Raw genomic sequence first — 24,236 nt, forward strand, 5'->3', positions numbered from 1 at the left:
GAGATTGACACCTGCAACCATACAATCTTTCTATAAACATTCTGATTAAGTTTCTTTCCTCCTATACACAGTAAGTTACAAAAGTAACCCAGGAGTTTGTGGACAACAGGAGTGGACAGCAGAGAAGCTGCTAACCCTCTGGTTTTATTTTTGTCGATAAGGATATTGTGACGGTTTTCTGTTTATTTCCCTCTCCGCCTAAATTAAATATTCCCTATATTCAGTCCGCCAGAACCACCTACAGTAACAGAGCCGCTAATCTCTATGGTCACCTCGCTTTCAGTCTCAATTATTCTTTGTCTATTATTTATATTTTCATCCTCAGCCTGTGGTACCCCTCCCGCTGTGAAAACAAATAAATACCCCACGCGTAAGGAATAAACATGCTTGCCTACGCCACGCGCAGCGTGCTCGGAGTTTTCCTCTTCTCTCTGGAGGGAAAGCTCCTTGCCTTTGAACCCTTCGGAGGAGATGCCGCAGAAAAGATTTCTTCTCAGGAGCTTGTTGAAGAGGAGAAGAGGCTGAGGGAGAGATTCCCGGAGGCGGAGATAACCTTTGAGCCGGTTGATGAATTTCCAACCCCTGGCGGTGAATTCCTGAGGTCAAACCTGGATGTGGTGCTGGAGCAGATAGGGGTGAGTAGAAGCGAGTACCACTCGCGCCTGCGCAGCATCTCCTTTGAGCTTGTCAAAGCAAAACTCAAGCGCTCCCTGGAAAAGAGGGACCTGCTGATAAAGCAGACGGTGCTTGCCCTTGAGGAGCTGGAGGAGGCACTGAATGTGCTCTCCGGAAGACTTAAAGAGTGGTATCTCATCCACTTCCCGGAGATTGAGAGCATAGAAGCCGAGAAGCTTGTGGAGCTTGTTCACCTCCACGGCGGAAGAGGCTCACTTCCCGGCTATGCTGAGGCTGCACAGCGCTCCGCAGGGGCTGAGCTGACGGAGGAGGACATTGAAATGCTCCGCACCTTTGCAGGTGAGATTCACGGGCTCTACGAACTGAGGGATAAGCTTCAGAGCTACCTCACCGAGCTGATGGAGACCCTCGCTCCAAATGTGAGCCACCTGGTGGGGGCGAGGGTTGGTGCCAAGCTCATAGCCCTGGCAGGCGGCGTGAGAAAGCTCGCTGGCATGCCGGGAAGCAGGATTCAGGTGCTGGGTGCAGAGAAGGCCCTCTTCCGGCATCTTCGCAGGCGGGGCAGGCCGCCAAAACACGGGATAATATTTCAGTACCCCGCGATTAAGGCAGCACCCAAATGGCAGCGGGGAAAAATTGCGAGAAGCCTCGCCGCCAAACTCGCCATAGCTGCACGCCTCGACGCCTATGGCGGGGAGTTTGCGGCGGAAGAGCTGAAGCAGAAGTTTGAAGCACGGGTTGAGGAGATAAAGCGGAGGCATCCCTCGCCACCGCGGCGAAGGAGGCGGTGAAGATTCAGGAAGTATTCGAAGGCATCTACAGGATCGACGGGGAGATAGCAACTCTCAACCTGACACCAGGAAAGCGGGTTTACAGGGAGAAGCTGGTGAGGCTGGAGGGAAGAGAATACCGCATCTGGAACCCCCACAGGAGCAAGCTCGCAGCGGCTATTCACCTGGGGCTGAGAGAGCTTCCGCTGGGCTCTACATCAAAGGTGCTCTACCTAGGTGCTGCTCAGGGCACCACCGCCTCGCATGTGAGCGACATCTCGCCCAGAGGTGTGGTTTACTGCGTTGAGCTTTCGCCTCGAGCGATGCAGTCGCTTCTCGCTCTCGCAGAAACGAGGGAGAACATGATCCCCCTGCTGGCAGACGCCAGCAGGCCGGTGGACTACTGCTGTCTGCTCGAAAAGGTGGATGTGGTGTACCAGGACATCGCCCAGGCAAATCAGACAGAGATACTCCTGAAAAATATCCACGCCTATCTGAAGGACGGGGGTTACTTTATACTTGCTATAAAGGCCAGGAGCATCGACATGACCGCGAAGCCCCGGGATGTGTTCAGAAGAGAGATAAAAAAACTTGAAGAGGCAGGGCTGAAGATAATCCAGAAGCTCAGGCTGGAGCCCTACGAGAAGGACCACCTCCTGGTCACGGGTAGATTCAGCGCCGACGTTCCGCGTACACAGGGCAGGTGACGCACTCCATGGGCGGGGCGTGTTTATCCTCTATCTTCTCGGGACACTCAGGATAGCTTCCAGTGCAGTTGGGGTACTTCCTGCGTATCTTCTCCCATGCAACCTCTGCCTCAGACTTCCTCTTGGGCATCTTTTTCTGCTGCTTTCTCGCCATTATTACACCAGGGAATTGTTTGATGTGCGAGGGGTATATAATACTTTTGGGGTATCATGATGTAAAGGGGGAACCCCAAAGTTAAAAGCACGGTTCATACCCGATACCTGCAAACCTCAAGATCTGCACCAATCCCAGTGGAAAGAGAGATTTTAGTTCCCTTTCACCAACTCCAAGTTCTTCTCTGATATCTCCTGTTGTCGGGGCGACCATGTAATTTTCAAAAAAATCTCTCACATAAGTTATAATCTGCATATGCCTCTCGCTCAGGTCAATCCCTTCTCTCTCAGCCAGCACAACAGCCGTTGCCTCATTCCAGTCTTTAAGATATTCCACTTTCACACCTCCATATGGGTGGGAGGGGCATCCCACTGGCCCTCCTGTTGCAAATCTCATCCCAGCTTCTTCTTTTCTTTATGATAGCCCTGTTGTGAATGGCTGTGACATCAACCTCCTGGTTGATATTCACGTATCGCGAAATCCTTGAATCCCTGAGAAGCTGGGCTCCTCTATCAGAGCGGAGAACAAGCGTCGACCAGCCTTCCTTTGTTCCTGCAGAGCCGATAGAAATGTCAGCAAGCTCAGAGGAATAATCCATGCAGATTTTGCAGCTCTCAAGCAGGGCATCTTTCAAGCGAGACAGTGGTATTCTGGTTCTTCTGTTCACAGTGAGGGATTTCTTAATCTCCATTCTCTTTATCCTTGCTGCATCAACTCCCACTGTGTCCATCATCCTGTCGTAGTGAAACACACCTTCGCAGAAAAGGCCGATTGTATATATCTTTAAATCAGAGATAGGTGAGAACCCGCAGTTATATAAGATGCCATACTCGACGTTCCTCACCGCCTGAATCTGGCAGGGCGTGCCCACTATCGCCAGCTTTCTTATTCTATTATGACCCTTGGCTCTATCTCTTACTGCTCTGCCTAAAAGGGAAACAACTGGTGCAGGGGTGTAGGTCGAACCGCAGGTGTTCAGCAACAATTTCACCGACTTTACAAGCCCTGGCACTGGACGCCAGCATTTATCCCTGTCCATTACGATAGCCGCATCTATGGCTTTATGTTTAAGGGCTCCGTAGAGGATTGATGTCACCGCTCCACCGTCCTGAGCCCTCTCTGATATCTCTACTATCTTCGTTTTGGCTGCCCTTATGCCCTGATATATCCCGAGGGCTCTGTCTTCTCCTGTCCTGTCGAAGATATGCCCCTCGCTAACCAGACTAACCATCGGGCAGTGGCTGTAGCACAGGCAGCCGTTATCAGACTCACAAGGTATTACACATATCCCACCAAGCCTGGGCGCGTCTGTTAAAATTATCCTGTCGCAGAAGGCGGTACACGCACCGCATAGATGGCAGTAGCCTGCCTCTATGACTTCCCTTCTGAGAATGTCAAATTTGGTCCGCTTTTCAGTGCTGGCTTTTAACTGCGACGCTCTCATCAGAACCACCTGCAAAATCTCTAAAGTGTTCCAGGCCCATCCTCTCTATGGTATCTCCTATCCTCTCCCCTTTCACGGCGTACCTCTCAAAGTACTCCAGGGTCTTCTCCAGTATCGCCAGCACCTTCTCCTCTGAATTAAGCTCAACAACTTCCGGGGCAATCCTCGGATTTCGTCCTCCTTTCCCGCCAATCAATACATGGTATCTCTCTTTCCCTGTGCCGACTACCCCGAAGTCGTTGATATATGGATGGGTGCAGGCCTTCGTGCATGCGGAGATGGAGATTTTGAACTTAGAGGGGGTACTTTTACCCATATAATTCCTCACCATTCTCTCGTAAAGGCGGCCTATCTCTGCCCTTGCCAAGGAGCATCTTTCGTCCCCCGCACATCTGAGCACTGTCCTCACGTTCCTGCCGCAGGAGCCCCCTTTCAGTCCCACTGACATCAGCTCTTCCAGCACTGCTTTAGCCCTCTTATAACTAACCCAGGGAATCTGAATGTTCTTCCTTATAGTGACATCAACATAGCCCCTGCCTTCCATGGCTGCGATTTTGGCTATTTTTCGCATCTGTTTTGAGGTTAATTTCCCGCCTGTAGGCAACCTGAGGGTGACATAATCCAGCTGCCTCTGAGCAAGTATGCCCATCCCGCCTCTCAGCTTAGTCATCTTTAATCCTCCTCAGAAACTCCTTAAAAGGTTCTATTCCTGTTCTATCCAGCAGCTCTGAAAACCTCTCCCTCCCTACCCCTAACTTTCCGTAGTACTGCAAGGTAAGGACAAGGACTTCCAGGACCTCTTCCTCCGAGGACATGGATATCAACTTCTCTGCCAACCTCGGCTCAGGACCGCCACGGCCCCCGAGTAGCACAGTAAACCCTGTTTCCTCCTCTTCAATCGCACCAGTTGGGCAGTTTTTGATGCACCAGGCGCACTCTATGCATCTTTCGAAATCTATGAATATGGGCTGCTTATCATCCACCTGCTGCCTCTCAAGGGTTATGGCATTGCCCCGGCATATCCTCGCGCATTGCCCGCAACCTATGCACCTCTCAGGACTCAACTTTGGCCTGCTCTGTGCAACTACTGCAAAGTCGCTCAAAAAGGGGAGGGTGCAGTAGTTTGGGCATCCAGTGACAGTTATCCTGAACTTGTTGGGAAGAGAGAAATCAAGTTTACGAATAACATCCTGAATACTTCTGTAAGCGTCCTCAACATCTGCCACCTCAAAGGGACAGCGTCCATGAGCAGAGCAGGACATAATACCTGTATCGCCGCTTTCAGAGCCCACCTCTATTGGCGTCATCACCGCAATTTTCCGGATAACCTTTTCCACTCTGCTCTCCTCAATCCATGGAAGCTCAACGTTCTTGCGCATTGTAAGAAGAACATAGCCACGGGCTTCATCCTCCGCAAGCTCAGCCAGAAGCTCGAGCTGCTCAGATGTAATTTTCCCTCCGGTCTGCAAGCGGAGGGTCACAAATTCCTTCTGTTGTTGATTGATTACCTGAATTTTCATGAACAATCACACTCCTCTATTATCCACGAAAAAATCTCCACCAGCCCCCCAAATCCCTCCGGGACGGAAGACTGAATACTGGAGTTAGAAAACTAGAAAAACAAATGCAAAACTTTCAATCAACAACAAGAAGGAGAGACAAGGCTAATTAATTCACTTCCATCCCCTATTGAAAAACTCTGTCTCTCCATTTCGACTCCTCCATTCTTTGAAGTCATTAAATTCTAAAATTTAACTACTATATAAACTTTATCGTATTATGAGAAGATCGCTGAATGCAACTGTTTTTTGAAGCGATTACGTCAAACTCCTTCTCTTTCAGTTTATGGTAGATGTGCTCAGCCAGCGGCTTGAGGTTAAGCACATCCGCACGGTTGTACTCAACCAGCGTATCAAGCGCCTCTCTTTCGCTGTACCTCTCCCACCTCCTCCACAGCCTCACCGCCTCCAGGCCGTCTATTCCCTCAATCTCCTCCTCTCTCTCCAGCCCCAGCGCCCTCTCAATCCCCTTGAGCCCACCCCTGAGCCCCAGCCTCCTGGAGGCAAAGCACAGGTCCAGATGGGGCTTCTCCAGTCCTACGCCTGGAAAGCAAGCTTTGAGGAAGGGGACATCAAATACAGAACCATAGAAGGTGACCAGCAGGGAATACCTCCCAAGCTCCCTGTCGAGCGCCTCCGGTTCCAGATTTACCCCTCTTATAAAGGGTTTATATTCCCTGCCGTTGTAAAGCCCAACCAGTGTAACCTGGCTTGTATCCGGACTTAGACCTGTGGTCTCTATGTCCAGGAAGCAGACACCTTCTTTGAACTCCGGGTAGAGACGCCAGTGCTCCCTCCTGGGCAGGCGGTGGGCAAAGAAATGGGGAAGGCAGAGCTCCAAGTTAAGCCTGGCCTCCTCAATCTCCCTGTCCAGTAGGGGCTTTCTCCTATCTGATATGCCGCATATTCTCTCCCTCTCCAGAAAATCGTCCCAGCTCAGGATGCCCCTCTCCCAGAGCCGCCTCTCCCGGGCGGTGCCAACACCGGTAAGGAACAGGAAGCTGTGGCGTATCATCTCCTCCCTCCTTCATTAGACCACTGGAAAAATCTACTCATTTATCGACCTCTCAATGAACTCCACCAGCCGCTTGAATGCTGAACCGCTGCCTGAGCTTACAATCTCAACCTCATCGCCGCCTCTGGCTCCCAGCCCCAGCTCAACAGCGCGCTTTATCTGCCTCTGCTCCCACACCCTCTTTGCCACGCGCTCCCACTCCTTGAAGCTCTTTACTATACCCAGCCCGGCTGCATCTATTGCTATGCGGTCTCCGCTTGCAAGAATTATGTTGGTTTCTTTAACACTTCCATCTGTGGGCCCGCCCGCCACCATGCTTCGCGTGCCGTCCATTATTATTAAATCTGGCGCTACCGCAAGGTTGATCTCTGCTATCATCTCCTCCATGTAATCAGAGGTGTGCAGTTTGCGCCTGTCGACGCCGGGAATTATACCAACGAAGTTTTTAAGGCTCATTGAGTAGGTTGCGTACTTGTGGGTCTTAACCACAGGCAGCGAAATCAGCACCTCTGCCTCGTACACCCGGCGTGGGATTGAAAAGCTCTTCAGGTAACTAGCCTTGGGAGGCGCCACAGGCAACCATTCCTCCTCCTCGAAGAAGGCGAGCTCTGCACCCGCCTCAAGCGCTGCGCCCGCTATACCCGTCTTCTCCATGCTCCGCCTTGTGGGCAGCCAGTAAATACCGCTCATATCACCCACAACAACCCTTCGAGCGCCCGCCTCGTAGAGAAGTTCAACAGTGGCCCGCACCACCTCCGGGTTGGTGGTCGCAGGATGGGGGTCGTCGCTGTTCACATTGGGCTTCACAAGCACCTCCTTCCCCTTCAACTTGAGCTTCTCAAAGCCGCCGATTAGCTGCACAGCGCCCTCAACCGCCTCCCTGATGCCCTCTGCCCTCACCACAGATACAGTTGCTCTACCGTGCTGTGTGAAAACATTGCTTCTAGACCTGGTTTCAACCACACCTCCACTCTCCTGTGGTGCAAATAGGAAGTGGCGCAGGGGCAGGAGATACCTGTAAGCCAGCGCTGAACCCAGCAGAGCTGCAAGAGAAATCAGTGCCCTTCTTTTCATCATTCGCCACTTTGTAGGTAATAGGATATTAAGCTTTTTAGCCTCACTCAGACAAGCAGCCTGAGATACTCCCTGAAGAGCGCGGGGTAGAGGCGCGGGTTGAAGAGGATATTGGTTATAAAATAGCACTCGTGGGTGCAGTGGCAGGCTTCGCTCTCAATCTCCTCCACCACACGCTTCGCCTCCCGGGAGGAGAGGAGTCTCTCCATGCTGTAGCCGTACTCGCGGAGGTTTCCCATCCTCCTGTTAAGAAGTTCGCAGGGGTAAACATCGCCCCTCTCGGTTACCACAAGGTTGAGTACGCCGGCGTAGCAGGGAATAAGCCTTCGCCCCTCTACGGCGGTGCGGTAAATCAGCCTGCGCTGGAGGATGTCCTGCGCCGCCTTAAGTCTTGCGCCTGGGAAGCGGTACACCTTTGCCTTACCGGAGCGCAGCTCCCTCTCCATTCTTTCAATCAGCTCCCTGTAGCGCTCCATGTCCACACGCTTCATCTCCTCATCCACATCCCCGCGAATAAGCGAGAGGGTGTGGGTCTTAATATTCTCCATGCGGGAGACATACTCAAACACCTCCTCCACCCTATCCTGGTTCGCTGAGCAGAATACTGTGTTTATGCCCAGCTCGAAGTTGGGATACCTCTCGAGCAGAGGTGAGAGCCTCTCATAGGTCTCCAGCACCTTTGAAAAGTTGCCCTTAACGCCGCGAAGAGCATCATGGCCCTCGCCTATGCCGTCCATGCTCAGCTTGACGGTTACTGTGCTCCTCCTGCAGTGCTTCAGAATCTCCTCCGTCTTCTCGGCGATGCGCTCAGGGAGAAGCCCATTTGTGGGCAGGAGCATAATAACAGGCTTTGTGTGCGTATAGAAAATCTTCGCAATCTCTGCGATATCCTCACGGAGGAAAACCTCACCGCCAGAGAACGCCAGCCACAGGAGCTCAGGCATGCTGGAAGCGAAGCGCTCAATCTCTTCAAGGGAAAGCTCTTCCTCCTGCGCCTCCCTTCTATCCTCGCTGAGATAGAAACAGAAGGCACAGCGGGAGTTGCAGCGCTTTGTAACAAAGAAGGTCAGCTGCACAGGTTTATCCTTTATGAGTACCTGCCTCATGTGGCGCAGCGGCGAGTACCTCATCTCACAACCCCCAGCTTCACTTTGGTTATGTAGAGCCCCGCACCCAGAGCGGCGCCTGCGGCTACTGCAATCGGATACAGCAGCACAAAGTAGGCTGTTGCTGCGATGGCAAAGCCTAGGCCTTTCGCATTGTAGAAGCTCCTTATAAGATTGCGGCTTATGTACAGATTGAAGAGCTGGGGAAGAAGGGCGAGGGCGAGAGGAGTGCCGAATAAAGCCCAGCTTAAGAGCATTGCAAGAGTGGCGAAGAACATGGCCACATTCACCTTAAGCTCCGCCGAAGCTGCACCTGAGTCCGCGAATATATCGCGGTTGCGCAGAGAGTAGAGGGTCCAGTACATGCTCTTTCTCGCGGCGTTTTTCAGAGATTTAAAAAGGTTGAAGTTAAAGATGTGCCCTACCTCTATCCCGGGGTCTACCCTCAGCGCATAGCCAGACCTCTTGAGCCTGTGGCTGAACTCCACATCCTCAACGCTGGTTGTGTGGCCCATTAAGCTGTTCCTGATGAAACCGCCCGATTGCCTGAAAAGCCGGGCGTCTATGGCAAGGCAGTGCGTAGCCAGGTAGTCCGCCTCCTCATGCTTGGTCTCACAGTAGTTGACATATACCGATTGAAAGATGCTGAAAAACCCCTGGGAGAAGGGGGGTATCTTGGTATACGTGCCGCCGATGACGTGCGCTCCATTGCTCATCGCCCTGTTCACAAGCTTCAGGGTATCTCTCGCGAGCACACAGTCGGCATCTATAAAAAGAAGAACCTCACCCTTGCTCTTCTCCGCACCCAGATTGCGAGCCACAGAGGGACCGAGCTGCCTCTCAAGCTTAATCAACCTGCAGGGATAGCGTTTTATGATCTCAACTGAAGCGTCGGTGGACGCGTCGTCCACGATGATTACCTCGAAATTTGAATAGTCAGAGGCGAAAACACTCCGCAGGCATGCATCCAGCGTGGCCGAGCCGTTTCTGTTGGGTATTACCACAGAGATGAACTTCTCCTTCATTCAGTTAAAAGCCAGAGGTTAACCTGCCCTCGCCATATTTGTAGGATGTTATCTATATTATATAGGACAATTCGTGAGAGAGGTTCTGAATTGCGCGCAGAAGAGCTTAAGAGTGAGCTGCTCAGCTACAGGGGCATAACCATAGCTGCTCTGGTAATAACCCTCCTCCTCTTTCACTTCAGAGGCTACGACGACAACCGCACCACAAGCTGGCGCTGGGTTTTTGCGAGCGGCGATGTCAGTTTTATACTGCTGCTCTGGGCCTTCGCCGCAGGCGCCGCCTATACCTTCTCAAAGGTAGAGATTAAAGAGCGCCACGAGGAGAAGGCGCTTTTCGCCCTCGCCTTAATCTCAGGCACCCTTTTTCTCCGCATGCCCGAGATTATGATAGATACCGCTCGCTACTTCACCTATGCCAAGTACGCCGAGCTTTACGGAATGGGCTACTTTGTGAAGGAGTGGGGGTATGCTATAAAGCCCTGGACAGACCTGCCCCTGGTGCCCCTCATCTACGGCACAATCTTCCGCTTTCTGGGCGAGTCAAGGCTCTACATTCAGGTATTCAACCTGCTCCTCTTCGCAGGAAGTGTGCTCCTGACCAGAAGGATAGGAGATGTGCTCTTTGGCAGAGGCGCCGGCTTCTATGCAGGCCTTGCGCTGCTCGCCTTCCCCTACCTTCTCATTCAGGTGCCCCAGATGATGGTGGACGTCGCCACCATGTTCTTCTTAACCCTCGCGGTTTACTCAACCATAAATGCGCTGGAGAAGGGCACCCCCAAAGCCATTACCCTTGCCTCTTTCTCAATCCTCCTGGCTTTTATATCCAAATACTCCACCTGGACAATGCTCTCTGTGCTTGCGGTGATTTTTGCTGTATATCTCAGGAAGAACATGGCGAGAACGCTCAGAACCTCGGCAATCATCGCAGGGCTTGCATCAGTGCTGATTGCGGTGGTGATGCTGCCAAAGCTTCCAGTATTCCTGTCGCAGATTGAGCTACTGAGGAGCTACCAGGGGCCAGGGTTGAAGAGGTGGGGGGAGAGCTACATCTCCACCTTCTTCTTCCAGGTTAATCCCCTGATAACCCTCGCTGCTCTCTATGCCCTGTACATGGCTGTAAAGGAAAGGCGCGCCGAAGCGGCGATACCCCTGTGGCCCTTCCTTCTGCTCCTCCTCATGGATGTTAAGAGGATACGCTACACATTACCTCTCTTCCCGATGCTTGCCCTGCTTGCGGGTTATGCCATAAGCAGGATAAGGTACAGCGAGGCGAGGAGATTTATCGCCGGATATGCGGTCGCATTTACTATTCTCCTTGCCCTGTTCGCCTACCTGCCCTTCATCGAATCCCTGAGTGTGGTGAATCTGCGTGAGACTGGAGAGTTTCTCGACACCCTCAGCGCAGAAGAGGTGGAGGTGCATGCATGGATTCCACCAAATGCCGGGTACAACCCCAGCGTCGCCGTTGCCATGCTCGACCTGTTTACACATAAGAGGATAATCTACAATCCAGGTGCCTTTCCCCGCCCAGAAGAGGAAAAACTGCTGCGCTCGCCGGTACGCTTTACCTGGGAGTATGAGGTTCCCCCCTACTACAGGCGCAATTCTTCCGGTGAGGTGGTGGTCATAATTCAGAGGCAGCACGAGGGCATGCCGGAGCACCTTAAGCAGAGGGTCTCTGGCTTAACCCTCATTGAAAGCTTCAACACCACAATAGAGGGACTCTTCCGCTTCCGCACACTAATAGATGTATACACTGAGAAAAAAATAGAGGGAGGTTAAATCCTCCTGTTCAGCTCCTCAAGGAGCTTCTCGAGGTCCAGACCGCGCTGCCTTGCAACCTGCTCAAGACTGCGCTTCATTGTGGTAAAGTCGCACTCGCAGATATTTTGCTCAAGCAGATAATCCACAGCTTCAGGGTACTCCCTGAAAATCTGTCCGATTTTCATATCCGGTGTTATCTTGGCCATAGCTACCTCGCCACAAGGACGCTGCAGGGTGAGAGCTCAACCACCTCCCGGCCTACGCTGCCCATAATCAGGCTCTTGCGCTTTGAGTGCGGCCCCAGAACAATGATGTCAACGCCTTCCTCCTTAGCTGTCTTTATTATTTCCTCTGCAGGATTGCCCAACTTCACAATCTCCTTTGTCACGAGGGCACCACCAAGGCGGGAACCAGCCTTGAGTATCTTCTTTCCGCTCTCGATAAGGAGGTCTGTAACTTCCTTCCCCTCTCGTTTTAGACTTTCAAGAACCTCCGTAAATTCAGTCCCCAGGAATTGTGGGTCATAAAGGTCCCCCAGTCGAGCAACATTTACAAGATAAAGCTCTGCTCCAAATTTTTCAGCCAGCTTAACCCCCATTTTCAATGCTTTTACCGAGCTATCGCTCCCGTCAAAGGCTACAAGTACCTTTTCCATAGATTACACCTCTTCTAATTTAAAAAAGAAGTAGGGCGGAGATCCCCCTACCTCAATACCCCATACCGTATCCTCCACCATAGCCAGCTGCCTCTTCACCGTAGCCAGCTCCGTAGCCTGCTGCCTCTTCACCGTAGCCGGCTCCCTCAGGGGGCTGTGCCTCTGTTTCCGCTCCCTTTGGCTTTACGATAAGCTTGCCTTCCATGCCATTGCCCTTATGCTCCGGACAATAGAAAGTGTACTCACCTGCCTTCTCTGCCACAAATTCCACTGTAACAGATGCACCTGGCTGTATTCCCGTTTGAGCAGTTTCTTCACCGTAGCCAGCTCCATAGCCTGCTCCGTAGCCAGCTGCCTCTTCACCGTAACCAGCTCCGTAGCCTGCAGATTCACCGTATCCTCCGGCGACTGCACCAGCCTCTGTCTTTGCTGCAGATATCCCTAGCTCATCGATAACAAAATTGTGGCTCTGCGAACCAACATTTTTGATAGTTATCCGAACCACGTCTCCCTCAGTGACAGTTATGCTTGCTGGCTCAAATTTGAACTCTGAGGCTTTGATTGTGAATTCCTTAGCCCCAGCAGCGCCACCTGCAGGCTTTGCAACCTCAGGTGCTTCTCCCAAACCCACAGGCACACCGGGAGAGAAGCTGTAACCAACTACGAAACTCAGCGCCATTGCGGTGACTATCGCAAGCACCGCTATATCGTCACGCATTGTGATCTCCTCACGCCTTCTTTATCCTGTAAACAAATGTTCCACCGTTGGAACGCCTCTCTATGATCTCATGTCCTTCCTTGTTGCAAAGCGCTGTGATGCTCTCCTCCGAGGACGGATTGTCGAAGAGCACCTCAAGAATATCACCGCTCTTCAGCTTCTGCAACATCTTCATCGTGTACAGCTGAGGATGGGGACATACGTAGCCCTTAACATCCAGCTGGTACAGTCCTTCGTCCAGTTTTTTGGCTTTCACTTTCTGCACCTCCTTATATGTTCATTCTATCTCAATATCAAAATCTTCTCCTTTAAGTGAACGCTCAGTCCACCAGTTGAGGAACTTCACACTTGCAAGAGCACCGCCGCCCATGCCAAGGAAGAAGAGCCAGCCTCCCGGGTCGCCACCAGCAACGCGGATATAGAAGGCACCTATGTTGCAGCCCAGCGCTACACGCGCGCCGATACCCATAAGTGTACCACCAAGGATGGCCCATACCGCAAGCTCTCTTGTTGGAGCCTTGAACTTGAACTCCTTGTTGAGCAGGGCTATTGCCGCAGCACCCAGGACTATTCCTACGGACATGAGCAGGGCAGGGTTGTGCCATGGCTCTGGTATGCCATTCATCATACCGAAGTATATGTTGTCCTTCATGTTAAATCCGAACTTCTCCAGCACCCAGGCACCAACCTGCGCTTCCTGCGTGGTTATGTACCAGTAGCCGGGATCGAAGACTGTGCCTCTCCTTGAAACCTCATCAACGAAGCCGAGCTTTACCAGCGCCTGGCCGAAGTTCTCTATTCCAAATTTGTCCCTGAGGCTCTGCATTGCCATGACGTGAACACCTGCGATTATACCGATAAGTACACCTGCCAGTGTTGTCCTCTTGGAAGCGGTTATCATCTGCCAGAAGCCGTAGAGCTCATCCTTGAAGGTCAGCTTCACATTTCCGCCGTTTGCAGGCATGGCAGCGGCCTTCTTCTCGATTATGCGCCTGACAATGCCCTTCCTGGCAACAAACCAGTACGCAAAGCTGAGGAATATCAGTGTTGGTATTATGGTGTTGATAATCGAATCGGCTATAAAGTATTCTCCAAGACTGGTACCCTTACCAAAGAATTTATCTGCCAGTGTAAACTTTGGCTGCGGGAATATGTAAGCCTTGAGAATCTTGTCGAACCAGCCCTGTGCATCCACAAATATCGCTTGGGAGAAGGATATCGCAACCAGGGCGAGCATCGATGTACCGTTACCCTCACCGGATTTGTACAGCGTGCCAGAGGCACAGCCACCAGCAATAACCATGCCCAGACCGAATATGAGGCCACCAATGAGTTCATGTATACCGAGAGGTCCTGGATGGAATGTGCTAAGCTGGTTTGCCGCAAGCACCGCCATAATGACACTGAATACACCCATGGCAACCATTATGCCCACGAACATCCTTGTTACACCGATCGCAAATAGGTCACGCCACGCTGATGCGAAGCAGAACCTGCCCCACTGCAACAGTATGCCATAGGCGAAGCCGAACCAAGCGTAGGCTATTATGTACATGTAAATCGGGTTCACACTATAGTACCACAGGCTTATTATCAACATTATACCCACTACAGAAAAAGCCCAGAATTTCCTTTTTCTATCGGCATCATCCGCCATATTCATCCTTTCCTCCTTAAGCTTGTAAGCATCACGGGTTATGTGACACATACCCATATTTATATTTTTCGAAAGTGATTTCCACATGCTCGAAATTTGGTTCCCACCACTTTCGTAAAACTCAAAAATTGTGATTACTCTGTATATAGTAGTATAAAAGGGAAAATATTTAAACATCTGGATAAATAAGATGTCCGGCCTGTTGGAAGTGTTTTAGAGCAGAGATAGTTAAGAGGGAGAGGGAGGGTTCTGTCACCAAGTTCTGGATAATTAAAAAGTAAAACTATCTCTCATTTACACAACTTATAGGCATTTTTGTTTTTCTGTCTATAAAATATGCAGGTATTGAAATACATCCTTGCCCATCGCCTATCAATTTATTTGAATGAAAAATATCACCCTATAACTTTTAAGATACAATATTTACAGATAAATCTTTATAAGTAAACATCTTAATTATAAAATAGCATGGGGAAGATAGACCTATTTTATGTAGCAAGGCGCAACCTCAAGCGGAAGTGGTTCAGAAGCCTTGCGCTCATTCTTGCCGTGACGATAGCCTCTGGTGCCTTATTTGCGAGCGTTTTGATGATGGAAAGCGTGAGCAGGGGAGCGGAGATAAGTACAAGCATGCTGGGCGCTGATGTTATGGTGGTACCTGTGGGCTACGAGGCCCAGGCCCGTGCCTCTCTTCTCGCAGGCGAACCCAACAAGTTCTATATGCCGCGCAGCGTTGAGAAGGAGGTTAAAGAGGTGCCAGGAGTTGCGCAGACCTCTGTGCAGGTGTTTGCCGAGACCGCCGCCTTCCCGTGCTGCGGCTTCCAGAAGGCCTTCCTGATAGGCTTCGACCCGAATACCGATTTCACTGTGATGAAGTGGGTGGGTGAGTCGTTAGAAAGGGAACTCGGGGAGGACGATGCCATACTCGGCTACTCCCTTGCAGCGCTGCCCGGGTTCAAAACCTATGTGCATGGTCACGAGCTGACTGTATGGGGCAAGCTGAGGCGGAGCGGTATAAACTACTTTGACCGCTCCCTCTTCGTGCCGATAGAAACCCTCTATGAGATCGCCGAGAAAAGCAGGACGAGGGAGAACGTTGCACCCCTGGAGATAGAGAGAGGACAGATCTCAGTGGTGCTGGTCAAGGCGGAAAAGGATGTGTCTCCGGATGTGCTTGAGGTCAGGATAGAGGGACGTATTCCCGGAATAATTGCCATTCCAATGCCCCGCGTGCTCCACACCGTCAGGGCGCAGATGGCAACTCTCTTCGGCAGTCTTACCATCCTCGTGGCTGTGCTCTGGGTGGCGAACACACTTATGGTGGGAGCGATATTCACAACCATAGTGAGCGAACGCAGAAAGGAGCTTGGTATACTTCGTGCCGTCGGCGCCAACCGCAGGCATGTGTTCAGGCTGATCCTCGCCGAGGCGGCATTCCTAACCGCTCTGGGCGGCCTTCTGGGCGTTACGGCGGGAGGCGTGCTTTTCTATGCGTACAAAGGTATGGTTACAGGCTCCTTCTCAGCACTCAACATCCCCTACATCTGGCCCTCAGTAACCCGTGTACTTTTGATTTCTGCTTTCACACTCATCTCAGCGCTTGCCATGGGGCTAATAGGTGCACTTTATCCGGCATATACCTCAGCAAAGCTGGACCCGTATAACGCAATAAGGACAGGTGAGTGAATGATCATAAAGACGGAGCACCTGTGCAAGACCTACAGAATAGGGGATCAGGTAATAGAGGCTGTTAGAGGGGTGAATCTCGAAGTAGAGCGCGGAAAGTTTGTGAGCATCGTGGGGCACTCGGGCAGCGGGAAGACCACACTCCTCTCACTTATAGGCGGGCTTACAAGACCAACCCACGGCACGGTGTACATAGACGGCACAGACATATGGAAGCTGACCGACGAAAAGCTTTCAGAGCTCAGAAATAAGAAAATAGGTTTCATGTTCCAGTTTTCAAGCCTGATTCCAACGCTGAATGCTATTGAGAATGTTATGCTTCCCGTAGCCTTCAGCAGGGCTTCGATGGGCGACATTGAAGTGCGGGCAAGGGAACTCCTGGAGCTTGTAGGGCTCGAGCACAGAATATACAGCACGCCTTCACAGCTCAGCGGGGGGGAGCAGAGGCGCGTTGCCATTGCACGTGCCTTAATCAACGACCCCGACATAATACTTGCGGACGAGCCAACCGGCGACCTTGACCATGAGACAGAAGAGGAGGTGATGGAGCTCTTCCTCAGGATAAATCGTGACTTCGGGAAGACCTTTGTTATGGTCACACACAACCCCGAGTTAACAGAGCGCACAGACATAACCCTGAGGATGGAAAAGGGCTGCATAGTTGGGGGAGAGGAGCATGACCGCCGCCCTCATGAGTAGCTACTTCCTGACCTTCGCGGTGGTTCTTATCTCACCACTCCTTTCAAAACTTAAGACTATTTCCAGTTCATCAACCTGGCCCTTGAGGTTAAAAATCATTATGTGCTTCTCCCCCGGGGCCAGGCGCACCACCTCACCTCGCGGTATGGGCAACCTCTCAAGACGCTGCATGGTGGCACTATGAATCTCAACCCTTGCCTCCTCGTGGCCCACAACTCTGGCACCTGTGAGGTAGTCATCGCCCTTGCCAGAGTTTATAATCCCCATGAACACCGCATAGACATCGCCCTCCTTAACCGCATAGGCCCCCTCGACACTTATCTCCGGGTTTGCAACGCAGGCGGAGAGAAGAACCAATACAAAAAATGGCAACAGCAACCTCATGTTTAACATCATTTAATAATTGTCTGAATGCTGATACTTAAAAATTGCTGAGAAACCAAAATCGGAGCTTCGAGTGACCATGAGCAGACCAAGCGTGGCTAAGCTGGCGTTTAAAAATCTGTCGCGCCGGCGGTTCAGAAGTCTGGCGCTAATACTCGCAATCGCAATTGCAACAGCCTCTCTGTTCTCCAGTATTATCATTCTAAAGAGTGTTGAGCAGGGTCTGGAGAGCGCCGTCGCGCGTCTGGGTGCCGACCTGGTGGTTGTGCCCTCCGGTTATGAGAAGAAGGCAAGCGCTGTGCTGCTGGGAGGCGAACCCTCCAGCTTTTATATGGATTCTGAGGTGGTTGAGAAGATAAGGGGGATTGAGGGCGTTGCCAGGGCATCGCCCCAGATATTTCTGCAGACCTCCTCCTATTTAATATGCTGCGAGGTCATGGAGACACTGCTCATTGCCTACGACCCAGAGAGCGATTTTACTGTAACCCCATGGATAGAGTCGAAGCTTCCATCCCCGCCCCAGGAGTATGTGGTTATAGGTGGAGGGATTCCTGCCTATGAGAACTTCTCAATGTACCTCTACGGGCACTGGTATGTGGTGTATGCAAGGCTCCACAGGACAGGACTTCGCTATTTTGACTCTACGATCTTTATCCCCATGGAGCTGGCCTACTCTCTGGCTGAGGAAAGTGTGAGCAATCCGCGGGTGGCAAATCTCACGCTTAAGCTGGGTACAATTTCAGCGGTGCTGGTTCAGGTTGATAGAGACGCTTCACCCGCGCGGATTGCTCGCGAGATTGAACACAGGGTTCCGGGAACGAGTGTTGTGATGAGTAGCTCTATGGCAGCGAATGCAAAGTCGCAGGCTGTTGCACTTTTTTCCTCGCTGATAGCCATCTCAGCCCTCCTCTGGCTGGCCAACCTGCTGATGATTTCAGCCACCTTCGCCACAATAGCGGGGGAGCGTCGCCGTGAGTTTGGGCTTCTCCGCGCTATTGGCGCAAAGAGGGGTGATTTGACAAGGCTGATGCTTTACGAGGCAAGTTTTCTCGCCCTCATGGGAGCCACCCTGGGGCTGAGCACAGGCACTGCGATATTCCTCGCCTTCAGGGGGGAGGTTGCCGGGTCATTTGAGAGGCTCCTTATCCCCTTCTTCTGGCCCAACTTCGAGACGCTGCTCCTCATTGCCTTAGCTGCGCTGCTCTCGGCGGTGCTTCTGGCATTCTTCGGCGCTCTATATCCTGCACTGAGCGCGGCGAGGGAGGAACCCTATGCAGCTATCAGATACGGTGAATAGCGATATTATAAATTAAAACTTTTGTAATAATATTATATACAGACTAAAGGTTAATTATTAATTGTGTATTTTTATGAATAACCACAGAATTCAGGGAAAGGTTTATAAGTTATTATGGAGAGGTAATACCGCCCAGGAACTCCATTTCTGGCAGGCTAATTGCTATTGCCAGAGTCAAAGGCTTTGCCCACTTCCTGGGCGACCTCCTTCTTCCTTTCAATAACTTTTTATGTAGTCCTTATTTGCATTTTCGTCAACTGCTTTTAACGCCTCGGTAGCTCAGCCTGGTGGAGCGTCTGCTTGGTAAGCAGAAGGCCGCGGGTTCAAACCCCGCCCGAGGCTTTTAATCATATGGTTAAAACCCCAAAGTTAAAACGTTTTTATTTTTCCCGAGCTCTTGGTCAAACCATATAGATGACAGCATTGCTGTCAAGTGGTCCGAAGAAGGCAAAGAATACAATACAAGTATGAAGCGCTTAAACTGCTGGAATCCATCAGGGATATGGAGAAAGCAGGGAAAAGTAGGGGTTAGTGTCTCGATTTTTATGTTTCAATTACACTCATTTATTGGTAGCGAGCATTTATATTCTAACTTTGCCAGCAATATCATTCCAATTTGCGATTTCTACTCTAAATCTGATCTTTTTCAATAAATCTTCTTCTCTAAACTTTGAAGCAGGATCTTGAATCATGTTCAATACTCTATTTTCTGAATCTAATGCGTTGCTAACTATATAGAGCCAGTAATCTTCTCCTATTTTGTGTACCTTGAACCACTCATTTTCCGTTAACTCAATAGTTCCCTCACTCACAAGACCCTTAACTTCTATATACCTTACCTCTTCTTTTCCAGAATCTTCAAAATACAGTCTTACATTGTACTGCTTCCCCATTGGTTCTATTTTTATTACCTCAGCAATCCCCTCATGACCTTCGACTTTGACTTTGTCTCCTGGTTGAAAGTCTGGTTCAGGTGGCATTTTTACTCCCCAATTTCAATTGTTTTTCAATAGAAGTTATGTAATGGTTATAAATCTCTTTTAAGAGTTTTGAATCAAAATTTTTCTTAGCTCTATCATATTTTTGAGGAAGGTCAATTATAGTAAATGGAACATTATATTGCCCCTTTAAGTTTTTAACCAGCTTGACATGGCCTGTATTTTCCCTGAAATCTCTACTTTTATTTCCAAGGGTGATATAGATATAATTATAGGTTGAATGCTCAAGTAAGTCCATCAGTACTGAATTGTATATCTTGTGTTTTAAATGATTCCTGTCGATTCTCATCTCACGAGATGTCTCTATTACAATGAGTCTCTTTTTTTCAGGGTCCCAGAGATATCCATCCAGCTCGTGGGCTTCAAATGGTTTTCTCATCTTGGCGTTTGCACCTATTATCGGATAACCAGTTTTTCCCGCAAGATACATAACAAGGAAGGAATTAAATAAAACTTCAATAGGGTCTAATTTACCGAGCTCATCTTTAACCACTTCCCCTCCCTTTGTCTCTGCCAATACAGGCTCTTCCAAATTAACTTCTTTGTCTATTTTTGAGTCTTCTTTATAAGACTCTATTTTTTCAGGAAACGTAGAATAAAAAAATTTAAAGAAATCAGACTTTACATCCAATAGACAAACATCGCCTCCTAAAAGCTTTCCATATACCTCTTTAGTCACTATTTTTTCTTTTAGCCATCTGATTATATCTCTCCTGCAATCATAACATCTCTCCATATCTCTACTCATGAAGTCTTCTATTTCGCTTACTATGAGATTTTTAACTTCCTCCTCTGTTTCAAGTACGCAGAGGTTGTAAAGCATCCAGTGTTTTATTGGACATAGGTTACAGTTTAGGTTTCCTGTCGGCATACCACGAAAAGGGTCGTCTATATAGTGCGAATTATGTATTTTAACAAGATTTTTCTCCTTGCTCCTTATGAAAAGTACATGATTTACATCAAGTTTAACAAATTGCCATGCTTTTTTTGGGGGAATATTGCTATGAATGTTGCTATAGAAAAAAGAAAGAAATATTCCAAAACCTAAATCTTTAAGTCTTTCCTCATCAGATATTCTAAATTGATCACCTTCGATCTCTATCAATTTTTTGTCTATTAAATATGCTTTAAGGTCTTCAAATGTTGATGGTGAAGGTTCAAACTCCACCCTGCCACCCTCACTTTAAAATTATATCCAGAGGTTTTGCCTTTTTCATTTCAGGGACATTATAAACAAGTTTTAAAATAGAATCGAGTGAATAATACCCATATTTCCTTATGACAAAATCAATGATTTCTTTCTCTTTCTGCTCAAACTCTGGCTTAAAACGTGGCATCTTTCCGAGCTTGTAAACATAATGAGATGCAAATTCATCAGGATCGCCAATGTCCATTTCAATTATTTCCTTTCCCTGCATGTCCTGTATTGCACTGGGTATTTTTCTTGAAAATGGACCATGATGGTAATAATAGTATTTGATACCTGTGATGGTCTTACCTATCCCCATTCTCTTTCCATTTTTTGCTATATAATCAATTATGAAAAGGAGTTTTACCAGCTTTGTCCTGGTAAGCGGATAACGGAATCTTTTTAATTCGCTTACAAGATAGTAAATGACCATCTTAAGTTTCTTATTTTCAATGGTCATTTTGATCCTCCTCCTATTATATACTCCTTATGCTATATAAAGTATTTGCTATAAATGTCTTACGCGAGAGCGGTGGAAAACTGATTTTGGATTTTAACATCATATTTCCCTAACTGCATTTTCAACTATCTTTATCTCATCATCTGTAAGTCCATATAATCTGTAGACAATCTGATCAATGAGGTCGTCTGTCTTCTGTATTTTATCTTCCAGTAGCTTTAACTCTTCTTCGAGTTCAAGGTATGGTTTGATATTACTTGATTTTCTTTCCTCAAAAACTGGGATATTTGCTCTAAATAACTTGTTTTTTACAGATTTAGTTTTACCCCCAGGTATTCTGGCATTATTAAAACCCTTGAGGTTATCAAATACTGCTCTGTAAAATCCTGCCTTATTATCATCCATATCAAAGGCGTAAATCTCAGCCCATTCATATTTTATTCTGTTTCCTTCTTTGACGAAGTTGTCCTCCTCGTCTCTCAATTTGAGTTCTGCTTCAAGTACCCATTCTTCACCCTCTTTCTTGAGTCTTAAGCTGGTAATGTCATGGTTCCTTTCAAGAATTTCCTTATTTAGCGGTCTGGCATATTTAATTTCCTCTTTGAATAGGCTTGAGAAAGCATTTACATCTTCATCGGGAGAGAGATATTTGAATAGGTCGAGAGCGCCCTGTAGCTTGTGCTCTTGCTTCTTCATTTTTATCATTTGCTCTGCAAGGAAGGCGAGAAAATCGTGAACAACATCGGATTTCTCCTTTTCTGTTATGAAGTTGCCCTCAGTATCTTTAGGTAGGTAGGATTCAACTTTTGACAGAATTTCTGGGAAGTTCAACTCTGCGTATAATCCTTTAAGTTCTGAGACGAGTTTGGTTCTTTCATCCTCTGGAGTTGTGAAGTTGACGCAGCGAATTGGGAGGCGAGAAACATATTGTGTTTTAAATCTCAGATAGTCCCCTCTAGCTCTTACACAGTGTAACCCTAAAAGCCAAGTGAGTAATTTTGAATTTAATAATGATAAGATATAGGGGTCACCTGACTCTATGATAAAGGCAGTCATATCTATTAAAGAGCCAGAGGTATCAAGTGCGAAATTCGATGTATCTGATATGTCCGGATAAATTATCTTAGGCTTTTCAAAGGAGATATTCTTATTTATTTGTTGCAACTCATACCATTTCATCTCCCCTTTTGGAGCTTTCTCTTTAATTATAGCTCTTGAAATTACCTCCGATTTAAACGACTCTAAATAATTCTTGATATTAGGATATTCGTCTAAATCAACTACTCTAAGAATCTCATCATCACCCCTCTCATATGGAAATAATAAGTATTTTTCAGATGGGGAAATATCATATCTTTTAATTGATTTTCCAAAAATAAATTTTTTAAATAGCATCATTTCTTTTTTTGAGCCTTTGGTAATATTTTTTACCCCATTATTATCAGTGACGAATACATCATTTAATCCTGTTTTTATACCAACAAGTGGCTCTCCGCTTATATCAATTAGTGGTTTGCTAATCCTTTCAATTTTCCGTTGAAGATCAAGTACCTCTTTACCATGAAACACCCACTCTTTGCCCACTCCTAATCCTTTTTGCAGAATTTTTATTCCTTTTCCATCAATGACACTTTTCAAAGAATCAAAATCCAGTGACTTAATTTTGGTATAGAGAAACTCATTTTCATTAGTATCAAGAGGCTTTTTCAAAATTATGATACATGGGTAGGCAATAACCTCATTACCAAAAACAGGTAAATCACCAAAATCAACAATCTCGCAAATTTTGGTTTCCTTAACAATTAATTTTCTCAGAGGTTCACCATAACTTACATTCATGAATTTCTTAGAAGTTATAAAAGACAATAACCCATGATTTTTTATTAGATTCAAGCCTCTTTCAATGAAGTATTCGTATATGTCTGCTCTACCTAAATAAACTTCATAAATTTCTTCTAAATAAGACTTGTCTTTTACGATTAATTCTTGTCTAACATAAGGCGGATTCCCAATCACTGCATCAAAACCTGGATTATCCTTCACACTTCCATACTCATCAAAAAATATCTCAGGGAATCGTATCTCCCAGTTGAAAAATCGCTTCTCACTGGAGATTTGCATTGCTTTTTTGAACCATTCCCTTTCCTTAAACTCTTTCCAGGTGGAATCATCTGCATTAATTGAAATTATCAAATTATTGAATTCAACAGTCGGAACTTCATTCCCAAAGTACTGGCTTGTGTAGATGTCGAGAACTTCTTTAAATCTCTGCCTCAACTGCTCCGCTTCTGCAAGGAGCTCTTCCTTCTTTTTTATATCATCAACAGTGTCTGACGGTAGCCTTTCAATCTCCATTCTTCTTCTTATCATCTGCCGTGCCAAAGCATTGAAAGCTGTACTGAAAATAGTGGCCTGGGCTTCAGATGGTGTATGTTTCTTTTTCCTTTTGCTTTTCTTTTTCCCTGCTTTTGGCAGAGCTGCAGAGATGTCATTGAAGAAAGCACCAATCAAGGAGTTGCCACACTGGAGGTGGTGATCAAGGAACGACAGGGCTTTATTTTTAGATACAGTATCCAACCAGAGGGAGACCTTGGCAAGCTCCACGGCAAGGGGATTCAAATCAACGCCATAAATGCACCTCTCCACTACCCTGCGTTTCATTTCGTTGAGCTCTGGAATCTCCTCATATTCTCCGCTGTCCTGCATATATTCGATTATTCTATTAGATAGAAAATTTGTGGCTTCTACAAGGAAGTGTCCAGAGCCCATGGCAGGGTCAAGGATTTTAATACTCAGTAATTCTTCCACAACATCCTTCCCCTCTCTCTTTGCTTTTTCTATTCTCTCGTCCACTATTGGACCTATTGTATTCTCGACAATGTACTTTACAATATAATCTGGAGTGTAGTAAGAGCCAGTCGCCTTGCGCTCCCCTTTGTCAGTTACCAAGTAAATGTCGTCCTTATAGACTTTCGGGGGCTCTCCTTTTTTAGCTTTTCTATAAATTTCTTTACCTTTTTTTGACTCAACTACCAGGTTTTCTTCTGCAAATTTCAGTTTATATTCAAGAAGACCCTCATATATTGACCCCAGATGTCTTATGCTGAGTGAGGAATAATCCACATATCCTTTTCCACCTTCACCCTTTCGTCTTGATAGGAGTTCTATAGCTTCTGCTAGATAGTTATCCTGAAGTTCATTATTCTCGAAGAATGGATGGAGGTCTTTCTTAAATAACC

The 24,236-nt window shown here is 48.0% G+C and carries 25 protein-coding genes and 1 tRNA gene; 7 read left to right on the top strand and 19 right to left on the bottom strand.

The window, feature by feature from the left end:
- Positions 1–383 precede the first annotated feature (383 nt).
- Positions 384–1,427, top strand: coding sequence for an NOP5/NOP56 family protein (locus tag ACXJJW_RS05650; protein ID WP_456474764.1), 1,044 nt, complete (start codon positions 384–386; stop codon positions 1,425–1,427).
- Entirely contained in the window at positions 1,424–2,113 is a 690-nt protein-coding gene (locus tag ACXJJW_RS05655) for a fibrillarin-like rRNA/tRNA 2'-O-methyltransferase (protein ID WP_456474765.1), read from the top strand. The genes ACXJJW_RS05650 and ACXJJW_RS05655 overlap by 4 nt, the downstream gene beginning before the upstream one ends.
- On the opposite strand, the gene ACXJJW_RS05660 is transcribed toward ACXJJW_RS05655, so the two are convergent.
- The 9 genes from ACXJJW_RS05660 to ACXJJW_RS05700 form a co-directional block, all read right to left on the bottom strand.
- Entirely contained in the window at positions 2,079–2,267 is a 189-nt protein-coding gene (locus tag ACXJJW_RS05660) for a hypothetical protein (protein WP_456474766.1), read from the bottom strand. The two genes, ACXJJW_RS05655 and ACXJJW_RS05660, sit on opposite strands and share 35 nt — an antisense overlap.
- Positions 2,268–2,348: 81 nt before the next feature.
- Positions 2,349–2,603, bottom strand: coding sequence for a TusE/DsrC/DsvC family sulfur relay protein (locus ACXJJW_RS05665; protein ID WP_456474767.1), 255 nt, complete (start codon positions 2,601–2,603; stop codon positions 2,349–2,351).
- Positions 2,590–3,711, bottom strand: a complete 1,122-nt coding sequence (locus ACXJJW_RS05670) for a Coenzyme F420 hydrogenase/dehydrogenase, beta subunit C-terminal domain (protein WP_456474768.1) — start codon at positions 3,709–3,711, stop codon at positions 2,590–2,592. The genes ACXJJW_RS05665 and ACXJJW_RS05670 overlap by 14 nt, the downstream gene beginning before the upstream one ends.
- Positions 3,680–4,381: a ferredoxin-like domain-containing protein gene (locus tag ACXJJW_RS05675; protein ID WP_456474769.1), complete on the bottom strand. Its 702-nt coding sequence runs from the start codon at positions 4,379–4,381 to the stop codon at positions 3,680–3,682. The genes ACXJJW_RS05670 and ACXJJW_RS05675 overlap by 32 nt, the downstream gene beginning before the upstream one ends.
- The gene (locus ACXJJW_RS05680; protein WP_456474798.1) at positions 4,374–5,231 is read right to left on the bottom strand and encodes a ferredoxin-like domain-containing protein; all 858 of its coding nucleotides are present in this window, start codon (positions 5,229–5,231) and stop codon (positions 4,374–4,376) included. The genes ACXJJW_RS05675 and ACXJJW_RS05680 overlap by 8 nt, the downstream gene beginning before the upstream one ends.
- A 238-nt stretch (positions 5,232–5,469) precedes the next feature.
- Positions 5,470–6,285, bottom strand: a complete 816-nt coding sequence (locus ACXJJW_RS05685) for a ribonuclease H-like domain-containing protein (protein ID WP_456474770.1) — start codon at positions 6,283–6,285, stop codon at positions 5,470–5,472.
- A gap of 33 nt (positions 6,286–6,318) precedes the next feature.
- Positions 6,319–7,362, bottom strand: a complete 1,044-nt coding sequence (locus tag ACXJJW_RS05690) for a DUF362 domain-containing protein (protein ID WP_456474771.1) — start codon at positions 7,360–7,362, stop codon at positions 6,319–6,321.
- A 44-nt stretch (positions 7,363–7,406) separates the two neighbouring features.
- Entirely contained in the window at positions 7,407–8,489 is a 1,083-nt protein-coding gene (locus tag ACXJJW_RS05695) for a radical SAM/SPASM domain-containing protein (protein ID WP_456474772.1), read from the bottom strand.
- A complete protein-coding gene (locus ACXJJW_RS05700; RefSeq protein WP_456474773.1) occupies positions 8,486–9,490 on the bottom strand; it encodes a glycosyltransferase family 2 protein in 1,005 nt (334 codons plus the stop codon). Before ACXJJW_RS05700 ends, ACXJJW_RS05695 begins: the two co-directional genes overlap by 4 nt.
- Before the next feature lie 90 nt (positions 9,491–9,580).
- On the opposite strand from ACXJJW_RS05700, the gene ACXJJW_RS05705 reads away from it, so the two are divergent.
- Entirely contained in the window at positions 9,581–11,272 is a 1,692-nt protein-coding gene (locus ACXJJW_RS05705) for an ArnT family glycosyltransferase (RefSeq protein WP_456474774.1), read from the top strand.
- Here ACXJJW_RS05705 and ACXJJW_RS05710 read toward each other — a convergent pair.
- The 5 genes from ACXJJW_RS05710 to ACXJJW_RS05730 are packed head-to-tail and all read right to left on the bottom strand — an operon-like array spanning position 11,269 to position 14,341.
- The gene (locus ACXJJW_RS05710; RefSeq protein ID WP_456474775.1) at positions 11,269–11,460 is read right to left on the bottom strand and encodes a DUF1858 domain-containing protein; all 192 of its coding nucleotides are present in this window, start codon (positions 11,458–11,460) and stop codon (positions 11,269–11,271) included. The genes ACXJJW_RS05705 and ACXJJW_RS05710 overlap by 4 nt on opposite strands.
- A gap of 2 nt (positions 11,461–11,462) precedes the next feature.
- A complete protein-coding gene (locus ACXJJW_RS05715; protein WP_456474776.1) occupies positions 11,463–11,909 on the bottom strand; it encodes a universal stress protein in 447 nt (148 codons plus the stop codon).
- A 52-nt stretch (positions 11,910–11,961) separates the two neighbouring features.
- Positions 11,962–12,627, bottom strand: a complete 666-nt coding sequence (locus tag ACXJJW_RS05720; protein ID WP_456474777.1) for a cupredoxin domain-containing protein — start codon at positions 12,625–12,627, stop codon at positions 11,962–11,964.
- 10 nt (positions 12,628–12,637) lie between these two features.
- On the bottom strand, positions 12,638–12,883 hold the full coding sequence (locus ACXJJW_RS05725; protein ID WP_456474778.1) for a sulfurtransferase TusA family protein: 246 nt from the start codon (positions 12,881–12,883) through the stop codon (positions 12,638–12,640).
- Positions 12,884–12,904: 21 nt separating this feature from the next.
- Positions 12,905–14,341 (bottom strand): YeeE/YedE family protein, encoded by a 1,437-nt coding sequence (locus ACXJJW_RS05730; RefSeq protein WP_456474779.1) that lies wholly within the window; start codon positions 14,339–14,341, stop codon positions 12,905–12,907.
- A gap of 411 nt (positions 14,342–14,752) precedes the next feature.
- Here ACXJJW_RS05730 and ACXJJW_RS05735 point away from each other — a divergent pair, with 411 nt between their 5' ends.
- On the top strand, positions 14,753–15,970 hold the full coding sequence (locus ACXJJW_RS05735; protein ID WP_456474780.1) for an ABC transporter permease: 1,218 nt from the start codon (positions 14,753–14,755) through the stop codon (positions 15,968–15,970).
- Positions 15,971–16,669 carry an ABC transporter ATP-binding protein gene (locus ACXJJW_RS05740; protein WP_456474781.1) on the top strand — a complete coding sequence of 233 codons (699 nt, stop codon included), beginning with the start codon at positions 15,971–15,973 and terminating at the stop codon, positions 16,667–16,669.
- Here the strand turns inward: ACXJJW_RS05740 and ACXJJW_RS05745 are convergent, their stop codons facing one another.
- Positions 16,670–17,041 carry a copper chaperone PCu(A)C gene (locus ACXJJW_RS05745; protein WP_456474782.1) on the bottom strand — a complete coding sequence of 124 codons (372 nt, stop codon included), beginning with the start codon at positions 17,039–17,041 and terminating at the stop codon, positions 16,670–16,672.
- A 91-nt stretch (positions 17,042–17,132) separates the two neighbouring features.
- Between ACXJJW_RS05745 and ACXJJW_RS05750 the strand changes: the two genes are divergently transcribed.
- On the top strand, positions 17,133–18,350 hold the full coding sequence (locus ACXJJW_RS05750) for an ABC transporter permease (protein ID WP_456474799.1): 1,218 nt from the start codon (positions 17,133–17,135) through the stop codon (positions 18,348–18,350).
- Between the two features lie 268 nt (positions 18,351–18,618).
- Positions 18,619–18,692 (top strand) — tRNA-Thr (locus ACXJJW_RS05755).
- A gap of 239 nt (positions 18,693–18,931) precedes the next feature.
- Here the strand turns inward: ACXJJW_RS05755 and ACXJJW_RS05760 are convergent.
- The 4 genes from ACXJJW_RS05760 to ACXJJW_RS05775 form a co-directional block, all read right to left on the bottom strand.
- Positions 18,932–19,330: a protein NO VEIN domain-containing protein gene (locus ACXJJW_RS05760; RefSeq protein ID WP_456474783.1), complete on the bottom strand. Its 399-nt coding sequence runs from the start codon at positions 19,328–19,330 to the stop codon at positions 18,932–18,934.
- The gene (locus ACXJJW_RS05765; RefSeq protein ID WP_456474784.1) at positions 19,320–20,516 is read right to left on the bottom strand and encodes a hypothetical protein; all 1,197 of its coding nucleotides are present in this window, start codon (positions 20,514–20,516) and stop codon (positions 19,320–19,322) included. Before ACXJJW_RS05765 ends, ACXJJW_RS05760 begins: the two co-directional genes overlap by 11 nt.
- A 10-nt stretch (positions 20,517–20,526) precedes the next feature.
- Positions 20,527–20,997 (bottom strand): Panacea domain-containing protein, encoded by a 471-nt coding sequence (locus ACXJJW_RS05770; protein ID WP_456474785.1) that lies wholly within the window; start codon positions 20,995–20,997, stop codon positions 20,527–20,529.
- 99 nt (positions 20,998–21,096) lie between these two features.
- Positions 21,097–24,120: an Eco57I restriction-modification methylase domain-containing protein gene (locus tag ACXJJW_RS05775; RefSeq protein WP_456474786.1), complete on the bottom strand. Its 3,024-nt coding sequence runs from the start codon at positions 24,118–24,120 to the stop codon at positions 21,097–21,099.
- Positions 24,121–24,236: the final 116 nt, after the last annotated feature.

The organism is Candidatus Pyrohabitans sp. (genome assembly GCF_054014795.1).

Coding starts and splice junctions, on each gene's coding strand:
- ACXJJW_RS05715 (WP_456474776.1), bottom strand. CDS start 11,909: ATGGAAAAGGTACTTGTAGCCTTTGACGGGAGCGATAGCTCGGTAAAA.
- ACXJJW_RS05690 (WP_456474771.1), bottom strand. CDS start 7,362: ATGATGAAAAGAAGGGCACTGATTTCTCTTGCAGCTCTGCTGGGTTCA.
- ACXJJW_RS05740 (WP_456474781.1), top strand. CDS start 15,971: ATGATCATAAAGACGGAGCACCTGTGCAAGACCTACAGAATAGGGGAT.
- ACXJJW_RS05650 (WP_456474764.1), top strand. CDS start 384: ATGCTTGCCTACGCCACGCGCAGCGTGCTCGGAGTTTTCCTCTTCTCT.
- ACXJJW_RS05770 (WP_456474785.1), bottom strand. CDS start 20,997: ATGACCATTGAAAATAAGAAACTTAAGATGGTCATTTACTATCTTGTA.
- ACXJJW_RS05760 (WP_456474783.1), bottom strand. CDS start 19,330: ATGCCACCTGAACCAGACTTTCAACCAGGAGACAAAGTCAAAGTCGAA.
- ACXJJW_RS05710 (WP_456474775.1), bottom strand. CDS start 11,460: ATGGCCAAGATAACACCGGATATGAAAATCGGACAGATTTTCAGGGAG.
- ACXJJW_RS05750 (WP_456474799.1), top strand. CDS start 17,133: ATGAGCAGACCAAGCGTGGCTAAGCTGGCGTTTAAAAATCTGTCGCGC.
- ACXJJW_RS05735 (WP_456474780.1), top strand. CDS start 14,753: ATGGGGAAGATAGACCTATTTTATGTAGCAAGGCGCAACCTCAAGCGG.
- ACXJJW_RS05685 (WP_456474770.1), bottom strand. CDS start 6,285: ATGATACGCCACAGCTTCCTGTTCCTTACCGGTGTTGGCACCGCCCGG.
- ACXJJW_RS05670 (WP_456474768.1), bottom strand. CDS start 3,711: ATGAGAGCGTCGCAGTTAAAAGCCAGCACTGAAAAGCGGACCAAATTT.
- ACXJJW_RS05675 (WP_456474769.1), bottom strand. CDS start 4,381: ATGACTAAGCTGAGAGGCGGGATGGGCATACTTGCTCAGAGGCAGCTG.
- ACXJJW_RS05730 (WP_456474779.1), bottom strand. CDS start 14,341: ATGGGTATGTGTCACATAACCCGTGATGCTTACAAGCTTAAGGAGGAA.
- ACXJJW_RS05695 (WP_456474772.1), bottom strand. CDS start 8,489: ATGAGGTACTCGCCGCTGCGCCACATGAGGCAGGTACTCATAAAGGAT.
- ACXJJW_RS05680 (WP_456474798.1), bottom strand. CDS start 5,231: ATGAAAATTCAGGTAATCAATCAACAACAGAAGGAATTTGTGACCCTC.
- ACXJJW_RS05660 (WP_456474766.1), bottom strand. CDS start 2,267: ATGGCGAGAAAGCAGCAGAAAAAGATGCCCAAGAGGAAGTCTGAGGCA.
- ACXJJW_RS05720 (WP_456474777.1), bottom strand. CDS start 12,627: ATGCGTGACGATATAGCGGTGCTTGCGATAGTCACCGCAATGGCGCTG.
- ACXJJW_RS05700 (WP_456474773.1), bottom strand. CDS start 9,490: ATGAAGGAGAAGTTCATCTCTGTGGTAATACCCAACAGAAACGGCTCG.